Genomic DNA, 18,105 nt, shown 5'->3' with positions numbered 1-18,105 from the left:
GGCCGATGAGCCACTTAGACAACGGTTTCCGTTCACTGACACTACAACGTTTCCCGGCGACGGATGACGTTAACCCGCTGCAGGCGTGGGAAGCGGCGGATGAATATCTGCTGCAACAGTTGGACGATACAGAAATCTGCGGCCCGGTGTTGATCCTGAATGATGCCTTTGGCGCGTTAAGCTGTGCGTTGGCAGAACATAAGCCGTACAGCATTGGCGACTCATATATCAGCGAACTGGCAACGCGCGAGAATTTACGTCTCAACGGAATTGATGAATCGAGCGTGAAGTTTCTCGACAGCACCGCTGACTATCCGCAACAGCCGGGCGTGGTGCTGATCAAAGTACCGAAAACGCTGGCATTGCTGGAACAACAACTGCGTGCGTTGCGCAAAGTGGTCACGCCGGATACACGTATTATTGCCGGTGCCAAAGCCCGTGACATCCATACATCCACGCTGGAACTGTTTGAAAAAGTGCTCGGCCCGACCACCACCACGCTGGCATGGAAAAAAGCGCGACTGATTAACTGTACATTCAACGAGCCGCCGCTGGCCGATGCGCCGCAGACTGTTAGCTGGAAGCTGGAAGGCACTGACTGGACTATCCACAATCACGCGAATGTCTTCTCCCGCACCGGGCTGGATATTGGCGCGCGCTTCTTTATGCAGCATCTGCCGGAGAATCTCGAAGGTGAGATTGTCGATCTCGGCTGTGGTAACGGCGTTATTGGCCTGACATTGCTCGATAAAAACCCGCAGGCGAAAGTGGTGTTTGTCGATGAATCGCCAATGGCGGTTGCTTCCAGCCGTTTGAACGTTGAAACCAACATGCCTGAGGCGCTGGATCGCTGCGAGTTTATGATCAACAACGCGCTCTCCGGCGTGGAGCCTTTCCGCTTTAATGCTGTGCTCTGCAACCCGCCGTTTCACCAGCAACATGCGCTGACCGATAACGTCGCCTGGGAGATGTTCCACCACGCCCGCCGCTGCCTGAAAATCAATGGTGAGCTGTATATCGTTGCCAACCGCCATCTGGATTACTTCCACAAACTGAAGAAAATTTTCGGCAATTGCACCACTATTGCCACGAATAATAAATTTGTGGTGCTGAAAGCGGTGAAATTGGGGCGTCGTCGTTAAGATTGGCAGCTACCTGCCGGATGCGGCGCATCCGGCAATGCTGCTCATTTCTGGAATCTCGCTTCCATAAAACAAAAAATCCCTGTCACCGCCCCTTGCATTCTCTTGTTTGGCATTTCTCAACGTTTATTCTTCCGTCATACAGATAAATTCATTCGTTGCCAATCTGTCAACGAATGTTATCATATTGCCAATTTGTCAACGGACATGATGAAGAATGCACCTGATCACTCAAAAAGCACTGAAAGATGCTGCGGAAAAATACCCGCAACACAAAACGGAGCTGGTGGCTTTGGGGAACACGATTGCTAAGGGATATTTCAAAAAACCTGAGTCATTAAAAGCAGTGTTCCCATCTCTGGATAACTTCAAATATCTGGATAAGCATTATGTTTTCAATGTCGGGGGCAATGAATTACGTGTTGTCGCAATGGTCTTTTTTGAATCGCAAAAGTGCTACATACGCGAAGTTATGACGCACAAAGAATACGATTTCTTTACCGCCATTCATCGTACTAAGGGGAAAAAATGATTGCGATTGCCGACATCTTGCAGGCGGGAGAAAAGCTAACTGCTGTGGCACCTTTTCTGGCGGGTATCCAGAACGAAGAACAATACGCCCAGGCGCTGGAACTGGTCGATCATCTGCTGCTTAACGATCCTGAAAATCCCTTGCTGGATCTGGTGTGTGCCAAAATAACCGCGTGGGAAGAATCAGCGCCCGAATTTGCTGAATTTAATGCCATGGCTCAAGCCATGCCAGGTGGTGTTGCTGTGATTCGTACCCTGATGGATCAATACGGCTTAACCCTTTCCGATCTGCCGGAAATTGGTAGCAAATCGATGGTGTCACGCGTTTTGAACGGGAAGAGAAAATTAACACTGGAACACGCTAAAAAACTGGCTGCGCGATTCGGTATTTCTCCTGCGTTGTTTATTGATTAACGCTACCTGCCGGATGAGGTGTGAACGCAGCATCCGGCACGTCAAATAACGGTTTAAATCTCCAGCGCAAGCCGTGTTCCCTGGGCAATCGCTCGGCGTGCGTCCAGCTCCATAGCCACGTCGCAGCCGCCAATCAAATGCACGGTTTTTCCTGCATCGATTAAGGGTTGCGCCAGCGCGCGGTTTGGCTCCTGCCCCGCGCAGATCACCACATGATCTACCGCCAAAATTTGCGGTTCACCGTTGATCACCACATGTAGTCCGTCATCGTCAATCTTCTGATAACTTACGCCAGGGATCATTTTCACGCCTCGCGAGAGCAGGGTGGTGCGATGGATCCAGCCTGTGGTTTTACCCAGCCCCTGACCCGGTTTACTGGCTTTGCGCTGGAGCATCACAATCTGTCGTGGGCTACGGGGGATCTGCATACCTTGCGAACTTAAGCCACCGGCTTGTTGCAGGCTGCTGTCGATGCCCCATTCTGTGCAGAACTCGGCAATATTCTGGCTGGTAGATTCACCAGGCTGGCTGAGATACATCGCCGTATCAAAACCAATCCCGCCACAACCGATAATGGCGACTTTGTTGCCCACTGGCGCTTTGTCGCGCAGTACATCGAGATAACTCAACACCTTCGGATGATCGATCCCGTCGATGGGCGGAATGCGCGGTACGATCCCACTGGCGAGGATCGTTTCATCGAACGCCTGTAACTGATCCGCCGTCACGGTGTGATTGAGTTTGAGCGTTACGCCCGTCACTTCGATCATCCGCCGGTAGTAGCGCAGCGTTTCGTAAAACTCCTCTTTGCCAGGGATCTGTTTGGCGATATTAAACTGCCCGCCAATCTCGCTATGTGCATCAAACAACGTTACCTGATGACCACGCGCCGCCGCGTTAATGGCAAACGCCAGCCCCGCCGGACCGGCACCGACCACCGCCAGATTTTTTTTCTGCGCGGCGGGAAGGATTGGCATTTTGGTTTCATGGCAGGCGCGAGGATTCACCAGGCATGAGGTGACTTTGCCGACGAAGATCTGATCGAGGCAGGCCTGATTGCAGCCAATACAAGTGTTGATCTCATCAGCTCGCCCTGATTGCGCTTTTGACAGCAGCTCCGCATCGGCGAGAAATGGTCGCGCCATCGACACCATATCGGCATCGCCGCGCGAGAGAATATCGTCGGCAACCTGCGGATCGTTAATCCGGTTGGTGGTCACCAGCGGCAGCGAGACGTGACCTTTCAGTTTGCGCGTGACCCAGCTAAATGCGCCGCGCGGCACGGGCGTGGCGATGGTCGGAATACGCGCTTCATGCCAGCCAATGCCGGTGTTGATAATGGTCGCGCCCGCCGCTTCAATGGCCTGCGCCAGCTCTACCGTTTCGGCAAAAGTACCGCCGCCTTCTACCAGGTCGAGCATCGACAGACGGTAGATAATGATAAAGTCGTTGCCAACGCGTTCACGTACCGCACGCACTACTTCTACGGAAAACCGCATCCGATTAGGGTAATCACCGCCCCACTGGTCGCTACGCTGATTGGTGCGCAGTGTCAGAAATTCGTTGATCAAATACCCTTCGGAACCCATCACCTCTACGCCATCGTATCCGGCCTCCCGCGCCAGTTGCGCGCAGCGGGCGAAATTGTCGATCAGTTGCAGGATCTCTTCATGGCTTAACTCATGGGGAACGAAACGGTTGATGGGAGCCTGCAATGCGGAAGGTGCCACCAGATGTGGCTGGTAGCTGTAGCGCCCGGTATGCAAAATTTGCAGGGCGATTTTGCCGCCTTCCTGATGCACCGCTTCAGTAATGGTGCGATGGTGCGGGATCTGGCTGACGTCGTTGAGCATTGCGCCGCCTTCCATGCCAACGCCTGTGAAATCTGGCGCAATGCCGCCGCTGACAATCAGCGCCACGCCGTGACGGGCGCGTTCAGCATAAAACGCTGCCAGCCGTTCAGCGCCGTCCGGGTATTCCTCCAGCCCCGTGTGCATTGAACCCATCAGTACTCGGTTTTTTAACGTGGTGAAGCCTAAATCCAGCGGGGCAAACAGCGACGGGTAGCTCATAAAATTGTCCAGTATGTAAAATAATTGTTATGTGGTCGGATGAGTTCTAATTTAGCCGTCGCCGGGGAAAAGGGAAAAGGGGAGTGCGGGGTTTGTGATGGGATTCAAAAAGAATACGCCCGGTGGTAACGCCGGATGCGACGCTTGCCGCGTTTTATCCGGCCTGGGGGATTGCACATGTAGGGCGGATAAGGCGTTTACGCCGCATCCGCCAGCCGTTGCAAATTACTGCTTACGGAAAAAATCGTTATACAACATATACAAATGCGCGGCACTCCAGGAGAAATTTGGTGCTCCTTGCTGCGCGCCGGTCAGCGGGTTGTAATTCTCCTGAATCGGACCATCGGCGGTTAATCCTTTGGCGTGCTGGAAGAACGTATCCGCCAGTTTCAGGGCATCATCGCGATAACCGTAACGCTCCATCCCTTTCAGTCCAAACCAGAACTGATCCACCCATACGCGCCCGCGCCAGTAAATATCCGCGCCAAAAGCCGGATTGGTTAACGCCGCCGTTCCCAGCGGTACAAAGGTGTTGAACTCTTTAGGATTGAGCATCACTTTCACCACCGCGTCGGCATTGGCCTGCGTTGCCGCACCGTTAAACAGCGGCGACCAGCCTTCCGGCCCTTTACCGCGCTCGACAATCGGTTTGCCTGCGCAGCCGTTTGCCAGCGGTTTATCTTCAATGCGCACGTCATAGTAGAACTGCGTAGTCGGGTCGAACATACAGGTGTTGATGTAGTCCGCGAGCTGCTGTGCCAACTGGCGATAGCGTTTGGCCTCTTCCGGTTTACCGAGGATGGTTGCCATCTCCGCCAGATAATGGTTATCGCTGTACATATAGCTGGCCTGATCCACCGACTCCTGCAACAACGAGTAGCCCAGCAATGTTCCGTCCTGACTGCGGTTCTCGGCGAATTTCACCGTCCAGTCGCTACGTTTGCCGCCGTTAGCGACATATTTATCCAATTGTTCTTTGTCGATAAAACCAAAGACGGCGGCGTCATCACGCCCCGATTCCCACGACGCAGCAACCTGTGCCGGAATTTCCAGACTGTCGTACTGGCCTTTCTCCAGCACGCGGGCGTAGTTGTTCAACCCAGACTGCGTCTCTTCTTTGTCGCCTTTTTTCACCGTAAACAGCATCTCGCCGCTCTCGGTGTTGTGGGCTTTATCGCGGGTCGCGCCATATTCCGGCACGCCGTTGCCGTTGTGATCGCGGTTACGTAACCACCAGTCATGATAGGCCACCAGTTTTGGGTACATCTCTGCCAGCCAGGCTTTATCCTGGGTGACGTTGTACACTTCCATTACCGACCAGGCGGCAAGGCTGGGTTTGGTGTTACGTTCGTTCCAGTTGCCGCCGTCACCGCCGCGCTCGGGGCTAAGGTTCCACGCAATCAGGTCGGGGACAAATCCCACATCCTGCGGACGCACGGCGTCGCCGGGCTGGATCTGCCAGGAGAAGACCGCGCGGATATTCTCTTTGGCGATGTCTGGATTGAAATGCGCCATCGCAAACGCCTGCTTCCAGGTATCCCATGGCCAGGTCTGATTGCCGGAGAACCAGCGCCCGGTCACCGACGGTGTGACGGTGTTATATTTCACCGCACCGCCCGGCGATCGCCAGTTACCGTTGAGCGTTTCGATGGCTTTCACCGCGACGCGCGTCTGTTCCGGCGTCGCATCCGGATTGGTTAACCCTTTCTTCAGATACTCTTCCCAGCGTTGCTGCGAGGCGGTGAGATAAAACGCCGGACGCGCCAGAATATCGCGGATCTGCATCTGCTCTTTGCTAACTTCCTGGGCGGTCAGCAGATGGGAATAGGTGGTATAGAGCGTCGTCGAACCGTTGATATGAGCCTTACTGGTAAAGCGATTGCCGCTGATTTCAGTCTGCACAGGCAGGGATTTATGCACCTGATATTCCGACTCGCCGGAGGTCAGCAGATCCCAGGTGGCGCGCACTTTGCCAAAGGTGACTTTCAGGCCATCACGGGTGGCGCTGATTTTGCGTTGATAATCAGGGTACTCGCCAGCAATGGTTTTATCGGAAAGCGGTTTCCCTTCTTTCGCTTCCAGTTTTTCCAGCAGTTCGCCATCCCACACCAGATCCAGCGGTTTATCGCTGGTGATTTTGGTTTCCAGTAGTGATGTGCGCGGCGTGGCGAAGCGCAGGGTCATTTCAACCTGCACATCTTTTGCTGTCAGTTTTTGCACCAGCGCGCCGGGAATACTGTATGCCTCCAGCGTGAAGTCGACTTTCTTGCCGTCCTGCCAGACGGTCAGGCGGTCGAAATTGGTCGCCATAAAGTTGATGTACTCTTCTGTCAGCAGCGCAACGCCCGGAAAACCGCCCATGGTGTTCGGGCCGTCTGGCAACAAGTGACCATGCCAGGCGCCGAGATCGAAAAACGGATTAAAACGCTGGTGATCGTCGTAATCGTAATCCTTCATGTACTGCGGCGCGCCAGTACGGTTAATCACGTTTTTATAATTGTCGGCGTTAGCGGCATGGGCGGAAAAACTTATCAGCAGAGCGCAGGTTACTGGCGTTAAAATAGTTTTGATTTTCATGAAATTACAGTCCTTATTACCAGTAGAAATATTGCATCAGGAAGATTTGGCGCTGGGATCGTTAGAGGCATTTTTCATGTAGAAGCGGCTATCAAAAGCCGTTGCGAAACGTCCGCCGCCGTATTCGTACCAGATACCAAACTGCATGAAAGAGGTGGTTTCATCGTCAGCGTGGTCAGGGCGATGTTTGGCGTAGGTGTAAGCGGTGGAGAGATAAACGCCTTTTAACGCTTCATACATGGCGCTCACCATCATCCCACTTTCACTTCCCGGTACGTCCAGCCCGTCGGCGCGTCCGGTCTGGTGCCAGGCGCGGGCAGCGAAGTTAGGGGTAAGCAGGCCAGTGAGATAGAGTTGTCCTGTGCCGTCGGTGATTTCCAGACCGTTCATCCAGGTGACGCCTTCGGCAAGGTCATACTGGATGTAACCGTTCATCATTGCCGGATAGGTGTATTTGTCGTCGTAGCGATCGTATTTGCCAAAATGCAGCCAGGCCTTGCTTTCGTCATGATGTCCGGCAGGCGTGGCGGTGACGCTATAACGAAAGTTGCCGCTTAAGTTCTGCACCTTCAGCGCGGTCATAATGTCGCGGGTATTGGGAATGACGTAGCCCAGATCGGGGGTGAAGTCGCCCCACCATTGCAGGTCATCCAGTGAGGAATCCTGACGCAGACTGAGCATGATTTCCGTGCCATCATTGGTACGATAACCGCCATAGAAACGGTTAATCCCACCTTCGAAACCACCCCAGCTATGGTCAGGCACCCAGGCATTACCGTCGTGGTCGACCTGTACGGTCCAGCCTTCGCCGTAAATCAGGCCGAACCAGGAGCCGTACTTCATCTCCAGGCCACCTTCAATATAGGTGCCGTCACTATATTTATGTTTATTCTCACCCTCTAAATCCATATATCCACCAACCCCTAATTCGCCGTAAAAACGAAATGAAGGAGAATATGTCGAGGTAATTGCGGGTGTTTTTGTGTCGTCATGTTCTGCTGGACGTGCTTCTTCTCCTGCCGCAGAAAAGGCGTAGCAAAACGGCAGAGCAAGTAATGCTCTGCATGGTGCAGTGATTAATTTCATTGTGTTAATCCATGAGCTAAAGAAAAAATACAGCCTTTTATCGTTGTAATTATAAAAATATAAAGGCAGAAACTATTTTCCCTCTCCCCATCCAGGAAGAGGGAAAATGCCTGCTCATTTTTTATTAGTCTGCTTAATCAACATTGCTGGCTGGCGTCGCTTCAATATGGCGCTCTTCAGCTGTGAGTCCCTTTATATATTTACTATATTTCCACCACGCAAAGCCGAGGAAGATGACAATACCGCCGACGTTATAAAAGATGATAGTCAGAATATTCGCACCAGTCGGGAATGTCGAAGCGACAAACCCTACGGCAAATATCGCAATCAGCATTGAAACAACGATAATACCGGTGCGGCGGGAACCCATACGGAAATCGCGTGGCAGGTGATCTAATTTGGCGCGTAAATTCAGATACGCCAGCATGATGAATAACGGCGGAAGCATGGACGCTGCGGCAGTCATATTAATAATGGTATTCATCAGATCCTGCACGGTATTGGAGCCGAGCATCGGGATAATCATCAGCGGGATGACGATCAGGAACTGGATCCACGCTGCGCGCGCCGGAACGCCGTTTTCGTTCAGTTCAACGGTTTTCTTACCAAAGATGCCTTCCGGGATTTCGGAGAAGAAAATTTTCACCGGCGTTGCGGTCCACATCAGCAGGGAACCGAACATCGCAGTAAAGGAAACAAGGCCAACAAAGCGATTCATTAACGCTTCCGGCAGACCAAAATACGCCGCCATGCCGTGGAATACCTGTACCGATCCGCCGGTAAACTTCAACTCTTTGCTGCTGACGAAGACGTTAATCAGCACCGAGGAGACGGAGTACAGTACACCAATGAAAATCCCGGCGAGGATGATCACTTTAACGAACGATTTCGAACCGCCTTTGACGTCGTTAACGTACACCGCGACGGACTCCGCGCCGCCTGCGGCCATAAAGATCCAGGTGGTAACGCCGAGGAACGCCCAGTTGAAGTTCGGGATCATCGCGTCAACGGTGATCGGATCGGCAGGCTGTACGCCGCCAACCAGCGCCGTACCTGCCAGTAAAATGTAGGAGAGCGTTAACAGCAGCATTAGCGTTGAGGTCACGGAGGTGATTGGCCCCAGCATTTTCGCCCCGTTGGTAGAAACCCAGGTGGAGAAGGCGAACAGCACCATACTGATAATGGTGGTAGCAACCGGCGTCATAATATATTCGTAGCCGAGGAAGGCATATGAAGCGTAAGCAATAACGCGCGGCAACAGCGAGGTGAAAAAGAACAGGTTTACGAACCAGTAGGTATAGGCAGTAATAAATGCCCAACGTCCGCCCAGCGAGCTTTTTACCCACGCGTAGACACCGGCTTCCGAGTTTTTATTTAACGAGACAAATTCTGCGATAATCAGACAGAAGGGGATAAAATAAAAAATCGTTGCGAGGAAAAACATCGGCGCCGAGGCCAGTCCAAGCTCAATATTATTATTGATAACGTTGTTAAAGCTGTAAACGGCGGCAAAAGTCAGCGAGAGCAAGCCGAATTTGCCGATTGTATTACGTTTGGTATCAGACATAACACATCTCCGAAAATGAGTAGGGTAGCGGTGGCGGCAAACTCCTTTTGCCGCCGTAGTTGTTATTTGTTATGGAAATAACCATCTTCGATGGTGACTTTGAGAACGACTTTTTTGACCGCGTTATTGCAGATAAAACGATATGCTTCATGGATATCGCAAATAACGATTTGCCCTTCGTGAACCTCGACGGTTTCTCCGCAGCCTTTTAAATATTCACGGTCAGTTTCATCGCGATAATATTCCACTACCTGTAATGCCTCTTTCGGCGCATATTCAATCTTTTGCTGCCCTTGCAGGTAGTAATGCACTTCAAAATAACGACGATGCCCGGTAAATAACGCATCGGTCGCGGAGTCATTTTCCACACGGTAGGTCAATGAGTCACCGATGGAGTGGGCGACGCCAGGCTGAATGTTGTCGATATTTTCAATCGCTTCAACGCAGCGTTGCCACTTCTTGCCAGAGGCGTAAATCTGGCGGAACTGTTCTAAGTTATCGATGATCCTCATTGCTTATTCTCGCTGTGCAAATTCGTGGAAAAGAATCCTGCGCCGAACTCATACGACGCCAGGCTTTGCGCGGTGGCTTCTCCGCCAGAAACCGGCAGCAACGTAAAGCCGTAGCTGAAGTCACGGAACCAGACGCGCCAGGAGTCCAGCACCTCGCTGCCCCAGGAGTTGGAGCCGAGGCCAAGCAGTTGGTGGTCAAGATTCAGGGTGATGTCATCACTGCGCTGAAGTTCGTTGCAGTGTTGCGCGGCGTGGATGTTCTCCTGGGTGTAGTGCCAGGCGCTGAAGTTAATTGGGCGCTGCGGAACCACCAGCAGGCCGTTGCCGTGGCGGTTAGTCAGTGCCGTCCAGCGGACATGCTGACGGTTGCCGTTGTTCTGCGGGAAGGGATAGTTCTCGAACATGGCATCGACGTTACTGCGCCAGATATCGATGATGTTAGCCTGCTGGCTGTCGGCGTAGTTTTCGCCCGGTCCGCGTCCGTAATACGCCACCTGGTCGTATTCGCCGTTAATCCCCATGGTGAAACCGATGCATGGAATGATGTGCGGATAGTCGCCGTAACGCTCGCCGGAAAGCGCCACGTTAACCTGGCCATCGGCAGCGATGCGCCAGATGTAGGTGCAGCGCATCCCGAAGTCAAACACCGGCGGGGCAATAACCGTGCGGCTGATGATCAACACTTCGCCATCACTTTGCTCAACGGCAAAGTCGCGCAGATGTTCCTGCATGATCTGCAAATGATTCGGCTGCCACAGCCCTTCGTACTCCTGCTTGTGGTTGTCGATCATCGGTTTGAAGAAGTTGATCTTTGGCTCGCGGGTCAGCAGCGACTCGCCATTCACCTGCCAGGATGTCGGTTTGCCACTCATTTTTGAGAAGGTGATCGCGAAGTTGTAGCCGCGAACGGTGCAGCTCAAACGTTCGTCTTCCAGCGTCAGCGGACGAGCATTATTCGGCGCGAAAGGCACCGGCTGTGCGGTGTTTTCCTTCAGCGGGAACTGATAAGTGGCGATAGGGTGTCCGGCTTCGCTGTAGCGGGTACGGGAATCCTTGGTCACTGTAATGTTGAGGAACGCTTCGCGGGCGTCCAGTTGCGGCAGCGTAATGTGCAATGGCGCTTCGCTGTTTGGTGCAACGTCGCGCAGCTTAATCTGCTGCGTTGCGAGCGTTTCACCTTCGGCGCGCACCTCTGCGTGCAGGGTGTAGTCATCAAGCGTGGTAAACCACAGTTTATTTTCGACTTTCAGCTTGCCGCGAGTCAGATCCAACGCGTGGATTTTTACCGGCGCAATAACCTGTTTGTACTCTTTCAGACCTGGTCCCGGCGTTTGATCGGAATAGATCAAACCATCAAGACAGAAGTTATAGTTGTTGGGATAGTCGCCGTAGTCGCCGCCGAATTTATACCAGACGTTGCCGTTGTCATCCTGCGCCTGGATCCCGTGGTCGCACCATTCCCAGACATAATGTCCCTGAATGCAATCGTGCTTATAGAAGACGTTCTGATATTCCGTCAGCCCGCCAGGTCCATTCCCCATCGCATGAGCGTATTCGCAGATGATGCGCGGCTTCGGATGCGGATATTCACCAAACTCATTCATCAGCGGCACGCGGGTGTACATGGTGGAAATAATATCGACCACTTCAGCATCGCGATCTTCTTCGTAATGCACCAGACGCGTGTCATCGAGCGCCTTCGCCGCGTGGTACATTGCGCGGATGTTACAGCCATAGCCGGACTCGTTGCCCAGCGACCAGATGATGATCGACGGATGGTTTTTCTGCGCGTGAATATGGCGAACGATGCGCTCGACGTAGACCTTTTCCCACTGCGGATCGTCGGTTATGCGGCTGATATCGCCGACGTTAGCAAAGCCGTGCGATTCGACGTCGGTTTCCGCCATCACAAACAGGCCGTAGATATCACACAGTTCGTAGAAACGCGGATCGTTCGGGTAGTGAGCGGTACGCACGGAGTTGATGTTGTGCTGTTTCATCAACTGAAGATCTTTCTCGACGCGATCCATCCCAACGGCGCGGCCTTTGCGATGATCGTTGTCGTGACGATTGACGCCGTGCAGCATCACATAACGGTTATTGATCCAGAACAGACCGTCGCGCACTTTGATATCACGGAAGCCGACGCGTTGTGGCACCACTTCCAGAACGTTGCCGTCGGCGTCTTTCAGCGTCATGACCAGATGGTAAAGATAAGGAGATTCTGCCGACCATTGCTGCGGCTGTTCGACAGTAAAAGCAAAGCTGGCGCTGGTTATTTTTTCAATTGCCAGATGAGGAATGGCGCTGCTGTGCACCACGCGTTCGCCATCAAACAGGGTATATTCCAGCGTCGTTACGACAGGGGAGGCGGCGAGATTTTCCAGCACCACTTCGCAGGAGAGAGTGGCATCGCAATAGGCTTCGTCAAAGTCGGTACGCACGGTGAAATCGTTAATATGCGTCGGTTGTTTACCGATCAGATAAACATCGCGGAAGATCCCTGCCGACCACCACATATCCTGGTCTTCCACGTAGGTGGAATCCGCCCACTGCATCACGCGCACACATAACAGGTTGTCGCCGGTTTTAACCATCGCACTGATGTCAAACTCTGCGGTCAGGCGACTGCCCTTGCTGAACCCCACATACTGACCGTTAACGTAAACTTCAAAATAGGTTTCGACGCCGTCAAATTTAATCAGTGTCTGCTTGCCCTGCCAGCCGTTGCTGAGGGTGAAAATACGTTGATAGGCACCGGTTGGGTTATCGCTGGGGACAAATGGCACATCGATGGGGAACGGAAAACCTTCGTCGGTATATTGCAGTTTGCCGTGGCCTTCCATTTGCCACATGGCGGGGACGGTAATGTCCCCCCAGTCAGTCATTAACTCGGAAGTGAAGGCTTCTGGCACTTGCAGCGGATGGTCAAAAAAATGGAAATTCCACTGACCGCTTAAGGGCAGAAACAGGCTGCTGGTTTCGCGGGCAAAGGTACGCGCCTGCGTAACAGAATCATATGAAAAAAAGTACGCACGCGGCGCAAGTCGGTTTTCGTGGGTGAGCTGAATGTTTTCCCAGCGATTCATAGGGCCTCCCGGTAGAGAGAAATCGGAACCATTCATGGTGATGGTAGTTTGTGTAATTGCTGGGGAGTTTAGTAAAATTTTTACTAAAAAGTAGCGGGTAAATGCATTTACTTTAACTGGATCACGAAAATAAACGGCAGCACTGTCCGGCAAAAACGATTGCCGGACAGTGTGTAAGGGGATTTAGCGGGTGGTGCCGCGCAGTTTTAATTTGCTGGGAACGAAGACTAACAGCGGCAGCGCGCGACCATCGCGAGCCTTTTCATACAACAGGTTAACGCCCTGGCTTCCCATCATTTCGGAATGGATGCGCACGGTGGAGAGCGGCGGAAAGGTAAATCGCGCGGTGGGGATGTCGTTGACGCTGATAAGCGAAATATCCTGCGGGATGTTCAGGCCGCGTTCATGAATTGCCCGCAGTACGCCGATAGCAATGGAATCAGAAGCGACAAACAACGCCTTCGGGTAGTCTTCCCGCGCCAGCATTTGCTTTGCCAGTTCATAGCCCGACGAACTGGAAAAACCGCCGCGCCAGATGTCCTCTTCGCGTACCACTTGCTTCAGTCGGCCATATTCCGCAAAGGCGACCTCACGAATATCCGCCTTGCCAGGCTCATCTTCGCCGCCAATAAAACCAATACGATTAACGCCCTGATCGATGTAGAAGTCGATGATTTCCTTACTGATGCGTGCCAGATCGATATCCACCGCATCGTAACCGCTGCCGGGTTCGTGAAAGTCGATAAAACAGATATTGTCGGTCAATGCGCTGGCGGCGGCACGCAGGGCAGGCGTGGGTTTGCCGACAATCAAAATGCCGGTGACGTTTTTAATGTCCGGCAAGCCGTTGTGTTCATAACAGTTGGTCAGTTCGATCGCCAACTTTTCGCACTGGGTTTCAATGCCGTGGCGGATTGCCAGATAGTAAGGATCGTTGATCTCCAGCTCCTGTTGGTAGCTGTAGATAGCCAGAATATGGTGTTGGTTGACTGCGCCTGTCTGTAGTTTTCGGGCGCTACTGGTCTTGTACTCCAGCTTTTCGGCGATCTCAAGAATGCGATGTTTCGTCTCTTCTTTCACATTCAACGTCGGATCGTCATTTAAGACCCTGGATACTGTCGCCAGGGATACGCCAGCTTCGATTGCGATGTCTTTTAGTGTTGCCATGTTTACCTTTTTTACTTTCCCTGATGTGCGTCTCCATTGTAGAGGAAGTGCTTATCGGGTCACCTGTTTTCAGTAAATAAAGCGCGTTTCTTTGACGCTGTAACGGTAACACAGCGGCTCACGAATGTGATCACGCCTGCATTCTCCATTTTTAGCCTACAGGATTGAGAAAAACTTTTGCTATAGTTTAGTAAAATTTTACTTGAAGGAGGGAACAATGGAAACCGTGGCTTACGCTGATTTTGCACGTCTGGAAATGCGCGTTGGGAAGATTGTGGATGTGAAACGCCATGAAAACGCCGACAAGCTGTACATCGTACAGGTTGATGTGGGGGAAAAAACGCTGCAAACCGTGACCAGCCTGGTGCCGTACTACAGCGAAGAAGAGCTGATGGGGAAAACGGTGGTGGTCTTGTGCAATCTGCAAAAAGCGAAAATGCGCGGTGAAACCTCGGAATGCATGCTGTTGTGTGCGGAAACCGATGACGGCAGTGAAAGCGTACTGTTAACGCCGGAACGGATGATGCCTGCGGGCGTGCGAATCGTATAAAGAGATCGGATGGCGACGTTGCATCGCCATCCGATTTGATATTACGCTTCTTCGACACTTACTCGCATGGCCGCCAGCGCCTTACGCGCCGCTTTGATCACCAGTTCACACTGTTCAATGGTCAGCGTCAGTGGCGGTTCAATGCGGATCGTTTTGGCGTTGTTGAGCGTTCCGGCGACCAGCACACGCTGGCGGAACATCTCGCTGGCAAAGTTGTAGCCGATTTCGTTATCAACAAACTCAATCGCCATCAACATCCCTTTACCTCGCGCTTCCTGCACCAGATCGGGATATTCCCGCGCCAGTTGGCGGAAACCGTCCAGCAACATATCGCCTTTTTGTTCAGCCTGAGCCGGTAAGTTCTGCTCCAGCAACACATTGATGGTCGCCAGCGCCGCCGCACAGGCCAGCGGGTTGCCGCCAAAGGTGGTGGTATGCAGGAACGGGTTGTCGAACAGGACTGAGAACACCTCTTCGGTAGCAATAGTTGCGCCAATTGGCATCACGCCGCCGCCGAGGGCTTTCGCCAGACACAGGATGTCCGGCTGAACGTTCTCATGCTCGCAGGCGAACATCTTGCCCGTACGCCCCATGCCTGTTTGCACTTCATCGAGGATCATCAGTGCGCCAAACTCATCGCACAGCTTACGCACGGCGGTGAGATAGCCCGGCGGCGGCAGAATGACGCCACCTTCGCCCTGAATCGGCTCAAGGATCACCGCAGCCACATCATCACCGGTTTTTTTGCACTCGCTAAGAGCCGTGCGCATGGCTTCGATATTGCCAAATGGTACATGACGGAAGCCCGGTAGCAGCGGCATAAACGGTTTGCGGAAGGTCGATTTCGCCGTGGCTGACAGCGCGCCAAGCGATTTACCGTGGAACGCGCCGCTGGTGGCGATAAAAGTAAACTTGCCGCGCGGTGACTGATAAGCCTTCGCCAGTTTCAGCGCCGCTTCAACGGACTCGGTGCCGCTATTACAGAAGAAGCTGTATTTCAGTTTACCGGGCGTTAGCGCAGCAAGGGTTTTCGCCAGCATCGCCCGTAATGGGTCGAGCAGCTCCTGGCTGTGCAGCGGTTGTTTCGCAAGTTGATTCTGTACGGCGGAAACCACAACTGGATTACGGTGCCCCACGTTGAAAATTCCAAAACCTCCCAGGCAGTCGATAAATTCCTGTCCCTGGGTGTCGACAAGCGTATTTAAACCTCCCGCTTGCCACTCTACGGCTCCGTAATCCCCGCCGGCGGTAACAGATTTGCGATACTCTAAAAACCCCGGATTGACATGCTCTTTGAAGTATTCAATCACCTCGCGGTTAAGTGCTTTCATCTCCTCATGATCCAGCGTTCGCTTCTCTATGAGATTCAGGGCGTGGGCGCTGCACGCTAAAGCCGATGCGCTCGAAGGTAACCTGTTCAAAATATGCTCCGGAGGCTCGCGTATCACATGATACCGATTTAAGTATTGCAGGGATTGCGCCACTCCGGTTGCGATCGCGAAAATCGGGATAAACACAAATTACGTTATCATTTATGCAACATTTAATTCCAATTGTTAACCATTGTTGTTATTTTGCACGATTTTTATCGGGCGCACCTCCTGTTATCAAGGAGTAAATGCACCATGCCAGGGCAATAATTGCCTGATTGTTGAGCAATATAATAAACGTGCCGGGATAGTACCCAAATGAAAGTATTTTAAATCAATGAATTAGGTTTTGTGCTTTAATCGAAAATTGCGATCTAAATCAAATTAAACCACTAAAGATAACCGCACCGGAGCCGACATAACTTCTGACAAGAAGTTAACAACAATATAACCTGCACAGGACGCGATTATGTCTTCTCATCCGTATGTCACCCAGCAAAATATCCCGCTGGCTGACGATACCACTCTGATGTCTACTACCAATCTACAAAGCTATATCACACATGCTAATGACACTTTTGTGCAGGTTAGCGGCTATACCTTGCAAGAGCTACAGGGGCAGCCGCATAACATGGTGCGCCATCCGGATATGCCAAAAGCGGCCTTTGCTGATATGTGGTACACCCTGAAACAGGGAGAACCCTGGAGTGGTATTGTGAAAAATCGGCACAAAAATGGCGATCATTACTGGGTGCGAGCGAATGTGGTGCCGATGGTGCGCGAGGGCAAAATTAGTGGGTATATGTCGATTCGCACGCGGGCGACGGATGACGAGATCGCAGCGGTAGAGCCGCTGTACAAGGCGCTGAATGCCGGACGCACAAATAAGCGTATTCATAAAGGTCTGGTGGTGCGTAAAGGCTGGCTGGGAAAACTGCCTTCATTGCCGCTTCGCTGGCGGGCGCGTGGAGTGATGGCGCTGATGTTTATCGTGCTGGCAGCCATGCTTTGGTTTGTTGCTGCCCCGGTGGTGACGTATTTCCTCTGCGCGTTAGTGATGTTGCTGGCAACTGTCTGTTTTGAATGGCAGATAGTGCGCCCGATAGAAAATGTTGCCCGTCAGGCACTGAAGGTGGCGACCGGAGAACGTAATAGTGTTGAGCATTTGAATCGCAGCGATGAGCTGGGGCTGACATTACGCGCGGTAGGGCAGCTTGGCCTGATGTGCCGCTGGTTGATTAATGATGTCTCAAGCCAGGTGTCCAGCGTCAGAAACGGCAGCGAGACGCTGGCGAAAGGCACAGATGAACTGAATGAGCATACTCAGCAGACGGTAGATAACGTTCAGCAAACGGTGGCGACCATGAACCAGATGGCAGCGTCGGTAAAACAGAACTCTGCCACGGCGTCGGCTGCCGATAAACTTTCTATTACCGCCAGTAATGCGGCGGTGCAGGGCGGGGAAGCGATGACCACGGTGATCAAGACGATGGATGATATTGCTGATAGTACCCAGCGCATTGGCACCATTACTTCGCTGATTAACGATATTGCGTTTCAGACCAATATCCTCGCTCTGAATGCAGCGGTGGAAGCGGCACGCGCCGGAGAACAAGGCAAAGGTTTCGCGGTGGTTGCGGGTGAGGTGCGTCATTTAGCCAGCCGCAGCGCCAATGCTGCCAACGATATTCGCAAGCTGATTGATGCCAGTGCTGATAAGGTGCAATCCGGTTCGCAACAGGTACACGCCGCCGGACGGACGATGGACGATATTGTGGTGCAGGTAAAAAACGTCACGCAGTTGATCGCCCAGATCAGCCATTCAACGCTGGAACAGGCCGATGGGCTTTCCTGCCTGACCCGTGCGGTAGATGAGCTTAACCTGATCACCCAGAAAAATGCCGAACTGGTGGAAGAGAGTGCGCAGGTGTCGGCAATGGTGAAACACCGCGCCAGCCGACTGGAAGACGCGGTGACGGTGCTGCATTAATCGGTGTGCCGCATTCGGCGGTTGGTACACAATGCCTG

The 18,105-nt window shown here is 52.6% G+C and carries 12 protein-coding genes and 1 pseudogene; 5 read left to right on the top strand and 8 right to left on the bottom strand.

What is annotated here, in order from left to right; translation table 11 throughout:
* Nucleotides 1–5 precede the first annotated feature (5 nt).
* The 3 genes from rlmG (at nt 6) to higA (ending at nt 2,087) form a co-directional block, all read left to right on the top strand.
* Entirely contained in the window at nt 6–1,142 is a 1,137-nt protein-coding gene (gene rlmG / locus WC5_RS17835; protein ID WP_000018652.1) for a 23S rRNA (guanine(1835)-N(2))-methyltransferase RlmG, read from the top strand.
* Between the two features lie 217 nt (nt 1,143–1,359).
* Nucleotides 1,360–1,674, top strand: a complete 315-nt coding sequence (gene higB / locus WC5_RS17840; RefSeq protein ID WP_000550188.1) for a type II toxin-antitoxin system toxin HigB — start codon at nt 1,360–1,362, stop codon at nt 1,672–1,674.
* Nucleotides 1,671–2,087 carry a type II toxin-antitoxin system antitoxin HigA gene (gene higA / locus WC5_RS17845; RefSeq protein WP_000560254.1) on the top strand — a complete coding sequence of 139 codons (417 nt, stop codon included), beginning with the start codon at nt 1,671–1,673 and terminating at the stop codon, nt 2,085–2,087. Before higB ends, higA begins: the two co-directional genes overlap by 4 nt.
* A gap of 53 nt (nt 2,088–2,140) precedes the next feature.
* On the opposite strand, the gene fadH is transcribed toward higA, so the two are convergent.
* From fadH to ebgR, 7 genes and pseudogenes are all read right to left on the bottom strand, one after another.
* Nucleotides 2,141–4,159: an NADPH-dependent 2,4-dienoyl-CoA reductase gene (fadH, locus tag WC5_RS17850; RefSeq protein WP_000121402.1), complete on the bottom strand. Its 2,019-nt coding sequence runs from the start codon at nt 4,157–4,159 to the stop codon at nt 2,141–2,143.
* Between the two features lie 225 nt (nt 4,160–4,384).
* Complete coding sequence (ygjK, locus tag WC5_RS17855; RefSeq protein WP_000695510.1) at nt 4,385–6,736, bottom strand: alpha-glucosidase; 2,352 nt, start codon at nt 6,734–6,736, stop codon at nt 4,385–4,387.
* A 16-nt stretch (nt 6,737–6,752) separates the two neighbouring features.
* A pseudogene (gene ygjJ / locus WC5_RS17860) lies at nt 6,753–7,822 on the bottom strand (protein YgjJ).
* 133 nt (nt 7,823–7,955) lie between these two features.
* A complete protein-coding gene (locus WC5_RS17865; protein WP_001285446.1) occupies nt 7,956–9,389 on the bottom strand; it encodes an amino acid permease in 1,434 nt (477 codons plus the stop codon).
* A gap of 62 nt (nt 9,390–9,451) precedes the next feature.
* Nucleotides 9,452–9,901, bottom strand: a complete 450-nt coding sequence (locus WC5_RS17870) for a beta-galactosidase subunit beta (RefSeq protein ID WP_001219939.1) — start codon at nt 9,899–9,901, stop codon at nt 9,452–9,454.
* Entirely contained in the window at nt 9,898–12,990 is a 3,093-nt protein-coding gene (ebgA, locus tag WC5_RS17875; protein WP_001082933.1) for a beta-galactosidase subunit alpha, read from the bottom strand. The genes WC5_RS17870 and ebgA overlap by 4 nt, the downstream gene beginning before the upstream one ends.
* A gap of 183 nt (nt 12,991–13,173) precedes the next feature.
* A complete protein-coding gene (gene ebgR, locus WC5_RS17880) occupies nt 13,174–14,157 on the bottom strand; it encodes a transcriptional regulator EbgR (protein ID WP_000212439.1) in 984 nt (327 codons plus the stop codon).
* A gap of 217 nt (nt 14,158–14,374) precedes the next feature.
* On the opposite strand from ebgR, the gene WC5_RS17885 reads away from it, so the two are divergent.
* Nucleotides 14,375–14,707 (top strand): tRNA-binding protein, encoded by a 333-nt coding sequence (locus WC5_RS17885; RefSeq protein WP_000450586.1) that lies wholly within the window; start codon nt 14,375–14,377, stop codon nt 14,705–14,707.
* Between the two features lie 41 nt (nt 14,708–14,748).
* On the opposite strand, the gene ygjG is transcribed toward WC5_RS17885, so the two are convergent.
* Nucleotides 14,749–16,128, bottom strand: coding sequence for a putrescine aminotransferase (gene ygjG, locus WC5_RS17890; RefSeq protein WP_001309772.1), 1,380 nt, complete (start codon nt 16,126–16,128; stop codon nt 14,749–14,751).
* 418 nt (nt 16,129–16,546) lie between these two features.
* Here ygjG and aer point away from each other — a divergent pair, with 418 nt between their 5' ends.
* Nucleotides 16,547–18,067 (top strand): aerotaxis sensor receptor Aer, encoded by a 1,521-nt coding sequence (gene aer, locus WC5_RS17895; protein ID WP_016159749.1) that lies wholly within the window; start codon nt 16,547–16,549, stop codon nt 18,065–18,067.
* Nucleotides 18,068–18,105: the final 38 nt, after the last annotated feature.

It is taken from the genome of Escherichia sp. KTE114 (assembly GCF_000407765.1).
Taxonomy (GTDB): domain Bacteria; phylum Pseudomonadota; class Gammaproteobacteria; order Enterobacterales; family Enterobacteriaceae; genus Escherichia; species Escherichia ruysiae.
Note: the sequence above shows the minus strand (reverse complement) of the source record. Positions and strands in the feature narration are given on the sequence as shown.